Raw genomic sequence first — 4,714 nt, 5'->3', positions numbered from 1 at the left:
CATCGGTTCTACGACGATTTGATGGAGAGCCTCAAGCACGACACCGCGCATGTGCAGTACGTGATGGATCTGTGGGGCAAGCCGATCACCGCAGCCGGAGCACAGAGCAACGACGGCAAGGCGGCCTACGTGCTGCTGCGCATTGCCGGCAACAGCGGTCAGATGGAGGCGAACCAATCCGTGGGCGCCATCCGTGACATCGTCGCCAGGCACCCTCCCCCGCCAGGGCTAAAGGCCTACGTCAGCGGTGCGGCGCCGTTGGCGTCGGACACCGTGTCGATTGCCAATTCGAGCCTGAACAACATCACGATCGTCACGATCTTCCTGATCATCGGGATGTTGCTGTTGGTCTACCGCTCGGTGTCCACGGTCTTCATGCCGCTGGCCTCGGTGCTCATCGAGATGCTAGTCGCCAAGGGCGTCATCGCCACCCTCGGCCATCTCGGCTACATCGAACTGTCGTCGTTCGCGGTGAACATCGTCGTTGCGTTATCCCTGGGCGCCGGAACGGATTACGGCATCTTCCTGATGGGCCGCTATCAGGAGGCCCGCCAAGCCGGCGACAGCCGCGAAGAAGCCTACTTCACCGCCTACAAGGGCGTCGCGCCCATCATCATCGGCTCGGGTCTGACCATCGCCGGCGCCGGATTCTGCTTGAGTTTCGCCCGGTTGAACTACTTCCACACCATGGGACCGGCCGTCGCCATCAGCATGCTGTTCACCATCGCGGCCGCATTGACACTCGGCCCGGCCATCCTGACCGTCGGCAGCCTCTTTGGGCTCTTCGACCCGAAACGACTGGTGAAGGCGCACCTGTACCGGCGCATCGGGGCCAGCGTCGTGCGCTGGCCGGTGCCGATCCTCGCGGCAAGCTGCGCCGTCGTCATGGTCGGGGCGGTGTTCGTGCCGACCTATCGGGTCAGTTATGACGACCGCACCTACCAGCCCCCCGGAGCCCCGGCCAATGCGGGATTCGCCGCCGCGGATCGACACTTCCCCCAGAGCAAGCTGTTCACCGAGATGCTGATGGTCGAAACCGACCACGACATGCGCAACTCGGCGGACTTCATCTCACTCGACCGGGTGGCCAAGGCGCTCATTCGGCTGCCCGGCATCGCGATGGTGCAAGGCGTCACCAGACCCCTCGGCAGACCACTGGAGCACGCCAGCATCCCCTACCTATTCACCACCCAAGGCAGCGGTAGCGGTCAACAGCTGCCGTTCAATCAGCAGCAGAACGCCAACAGCGACGAGCAAGCCAAGATCCAGGCCGACAGCGTGGAAGCGTTGGGAAAGACCATCGATCTCGTCCAACAGTTGTCCCGCGATCTGGATGCAACGGTGGTCACTCTGGAGAACCTGCAGGCGGTTTCCGACGAAATCAACCAGGACATCTCCAACGTCGACGACTTCTTCCGGCCCCTGAAGAGCTATTTCTACTTCGAGCCGCACTGCTACGACATCCCGATCTGCTGGGCGTTCCGGTCACTGTTCGACGGGCTCGACGGCATCGACGCCCTCACTGAGCAGATCGGGAACGCCGTCACCGATCTGCAAGCCGTCGATGCGCTGCTGCCCCAACTGATCTCCCAATTGAAGATCACATTGGACAACTCCCAGGCACTGCAGGCCATCGTCGTCAACTCCTACGGACCCGCACATCTGCAATCCACCCAGACTCAGCAGACCTTCGACGATCTCATCAACGTGGGCAACGACTTCGACAAGTCCCGCAGCGACGACTTCTTCTACATCCCGCGGGAAGCGTTCGACAACGACGACGTCAAGACTGACATCGCGCTGATGATGTCCCCGGACGGCAAGGCCGCCCGATTCATCATCACCCACGAAGGCAACGCCATGGGCCCCGAAGGCATTGAACACGTCGAGCAATTCCCCGACGCCGTGAAGATCGCACTGAAGGAGACCTCACTGGCCGGCGCGAAGGTCTACATCGGCGGCGCGGCATCCAACGACAACGACATCAAGGAACTCGCCGCAGCCGATCTGCTCATCGTGGCGATCGCCGCCTTCGTCCTCATCTTCCTGATCATGCTGATCCTGACCCGAAGCCTGATCGCCGCCATCGTCATTCCCGGCACGGTGGCGTTCTCCTTCGCTGGTGCATTCGGCTTGTCGATCCTGGTCTGGCAGCACCTCGTCGGGCTCCACCTGCACTGGCTGGTGCTACCGATCACCTTCATCATCCTGGTGGCCGTCGGATCGGACTACAACCTGCTGCTGATCGCCCGGGTCAAGGAAGAGGTCGGAGCCGGGTTGCACACCGGGCTCATCCGCGCGCTCGGAAGCACCGGCGGGGTGGTGACTTCGGCTGGACTGGTGTTCGCGTTCACCATGCTGGCGATGCTCATCAGCGACCTAGGGACCATCGGGCAAGTCGGGTCGACGGTGTGCATCGGTCTGCTGCTCGACACGCTGGTCGTCCGTTCCTTCGTCGTGCCGTGCCTGCTGCGGATCCTCGGACCATGGTTCTGGTGGCCCACCCTGGTGCGGACCCGGCCGCTACGAGTGCCCACGGACTTCCCGGGAGTGAATCGATGATCGAAACGGCCCTGTTCGGCTATCTCACGATCGGTTCCCTCGTCGCCGTCGCCGTATTCGCCTGCCTCGCCTTCGTATTCGTACAACGGTCACTGACCCGACCTGCCGAGGCGGGCGGCGAGAAGGTCGCGGCAGCACCGGCGGTCTTGAAGAAGTTGCGCAAACGCGAACCGCTGTCCGACGATGAAATCGCCGTGGCCACGCACGTCATAGCCAGGCGCCGGTCCCTGATGGCGTATTCCATCCCGGCCGCCATCTTCAGCATCGGTTGCTTCTACGTATTCGGCAGTCTCGAGCACTTGCATGGGGCCACGCCGTCGGAGCGGACCTTTCTCGGGGTGATTCCCATGTTCACCGCCGTGAACGTGGCCCTTCAACTACTGAGAAGTGCGCGTTTGAAGAGACGCCTGCCGACTGGACCTCGAAGCCGCCGAGGCGTGTGGTGGGGTCGCCGCGATGAAAGCCCGGACCCCGCGGGCAGCTCATCAGCCAGATCCTGATAGTCGGATTGAGCAGGTTCGTCACCAGCCACTGTCCGAGTAGCCCGCGGGCGCCGGGCAAGGGCATCCAGGGAGAAGAACCAGTGGATGCGGTCGACGGCCATCTGCTGGACGTCGGCGGCATCGGCGCGGCGCGCCCCCCGCACAGCCCGGCGGAAAGGATGGCGGCTCCGTCGATCACGATCGCCACGGGAACGCATCGCTGAGTTCACGAATTCTCCTGCGATTGTGGGTACCGGGCTCCTGCAGTGCTCACCCGCAGAGGCTGGTGCGTGCAGTGCGACGATCACGGCTGTCCGGCTGGTTCGTAGTGCGGGTGGCTCATCAGCGTCGATCGTCGCCCGGCCCGCAGAGCCGCTGCCATCGTCGCGACGCGGCGACCCTGCATCCGCGCGGCCGCGAGTGCGGCGTCGTCGACCGGGCGCGAGCCGTCGACGCGGGTGAAGTGTGATGCGCCATAGGGATTGCGAACGAACTCGTCGACTTCACCGAGAAAGCCGGGGGTGACGACCATGCCGCCGAAGTGCAAGACGCTGCTGTACATCGCAAGGAGGGTGGATTCTTGTCCGCCGTGCAGCGAGGCCGTCGAGGTGAAGGCGCTGTAGACCTTGTCCGAGAGCAGGTCACGATGCCACAGCCCCGCAAGTCCGTCGATGAAGTGTTTGAGCTGTGCGGCCATGTTGCCGAATCGCGCTGGGCTGCCGAAGACGACGGCATCTGCCCACAGCACGTCGTCGTGGGTGGGGTGAGGGACGTCAGCAGTCGCGGCACGGTGCCTCATCCACGTCCGATGGCCGATGATGGCCTCGATGGGGTCGGTTTCGGACGCCTGGCGCAATCGCACCGTCGCTCCCGCATCAGTTGCTCCGTCGCGCACTGCCTCAGCGAGTTTGTGGATGGTGCCCGTCGATGAGTAATAGACGATCGTGACATTGGCGTGGTGGGACATGGTCGGTTTTCCTTCTTTGGCGTTGGGTTCGAGTCGGTCGCGTGTTCGTGCTGCCGTCCCTCGGGCCACGCAACGACGTCGCCGCTCCATATCGTCGAGGAATCCGCTCGGCGGCGAATCCCCTGCGACCGGCGGTTTCACACGGTGGTGTCGGCTCGCCGGCGTCGCGGTCGGCCTCCGCATGTCGGGCGGGACTACTTGGTGCCGAGCACAGGGCTCGGGTGCGGTCGTTCGTTCGCCCGGTTCCTTCACGACCGGGACCCTGCGCCCTCGGCATCAGGCCAGGGTGGGAAGGGAGGGGTCGGCCAGGCCGAGTCGCAGCGCCGCCGCCATGCCGGCGACGCGTTCCCCCTGGAAGTGTGCGGCCCGGCGGGAGGCGTCGTCGACGGGGCGCGAGCCGTCCTCGCCGGTGACATGGCTCGCGCCGTAGGGATTGCGCTCAGAGTCACCGGTGTGGCCCTTGTAACCGGGGGTGACGATGATGCCGCCGAAGTGATAGATCGAGTTGTAGAGAGCTAGCAGCGTCGATTCCTGTCCGCCGTGGGTGGAGGCGGTCGAGGTGAAACCGCTGTAGACCTTGTCGGAGAGCTTGTCCTGATGCCACAGCCCCGACAGCGTGTCCAGAAACTGCTTGAGCTGTGCAGAGACATTGCCGAATCGTGTTGGTGTGCCGAATAATACCGCGTCAGCCCAAGTCAGATCC

Annotated in this window: 5 protein-coding genes; 3 read left to right on the top strand and 2 right to left on the bottom strand. The window is 63.9% G+C overall.

All coding sequences use genetic code 11. The annotated features are described in order from the left end of the window. The 3 genes from ACRDUX_RS21690 to ACRDUX_RS21680 form a co-directional block, all read left to right on the top strand. Positions 1-2,562 (top strand): MMPL/RND family transporter (locus tag ACRDUX_RS21690; RefSeq protein ID WP_526416365.1); only part of this gene is annotated, 2,562 nt, incomplete at its 5' end. Then, complete coding sequence (locus tag ACRDUX_RS21685) at positions 2,559-3,062, top strand: hypothetical protein (protein ID WP_526416363.1); 504 nt, start codon at positions 2,559-2,561, stop codon at positions 3,060-3,062. The genes ACRDUX_RS21690 and ACRDUX_RS21685, both read left to right, overlap by 4 nt. 8 nt (positions 3,063-3,070) lie before the next feature. Further along, positions 3,071-3,268 (top strand): hypothetical protein, encoded by a 198-nt coding sequence (locus ACRDUX_RS21680; RefSeq protein WP_526416361.1) that lies wholly within the window; start codon positions 3,071-3,073, stop codon positions 3,266-3,268. Between the two features lie 80 nt (positions 3,269-3,348). On the opposite strand, the gene wrbA is transcribed toward ACRDUX_RS21680, so the two are convergent. Further along, positions 3,349-4,011, bottom strand: a complete 663-nt coding sequence (gene wrbA, locus ACRDUX_RS21675) for an NAD(P)H:quinone oxidoreductase (RefSeq protein ID WP_526416359.1) — start codon at positions 4,009-4,011, stop codon at positions 3,349-3,351. Between the two features lie 276 nt (positions 4,012-4,287). Beyond that, positions 4,288-4,714: NAD(P)H-dependent oxidoreductase (locus ACRDUX_RS21670; RefSeq protein WP_526416357.1), on the bottom strand; the 427-nt coding region annotated here is incomplete at its 5' end.

Source organism: Mycobacterium sp. (assembly GCF_050701675.1).
Taxonomy (GTDB): domain Bacteria; phylum Actinomycetota; class Actinomycetes; order Mycobacteriales; family Mycobacteriaceae; genus Mycobacterium.
The sequence above is the reverse complement of the archived record's forward strand: the minus strand, read 5'-3'. Positions and strand labels throughout refer to the sequence as shown.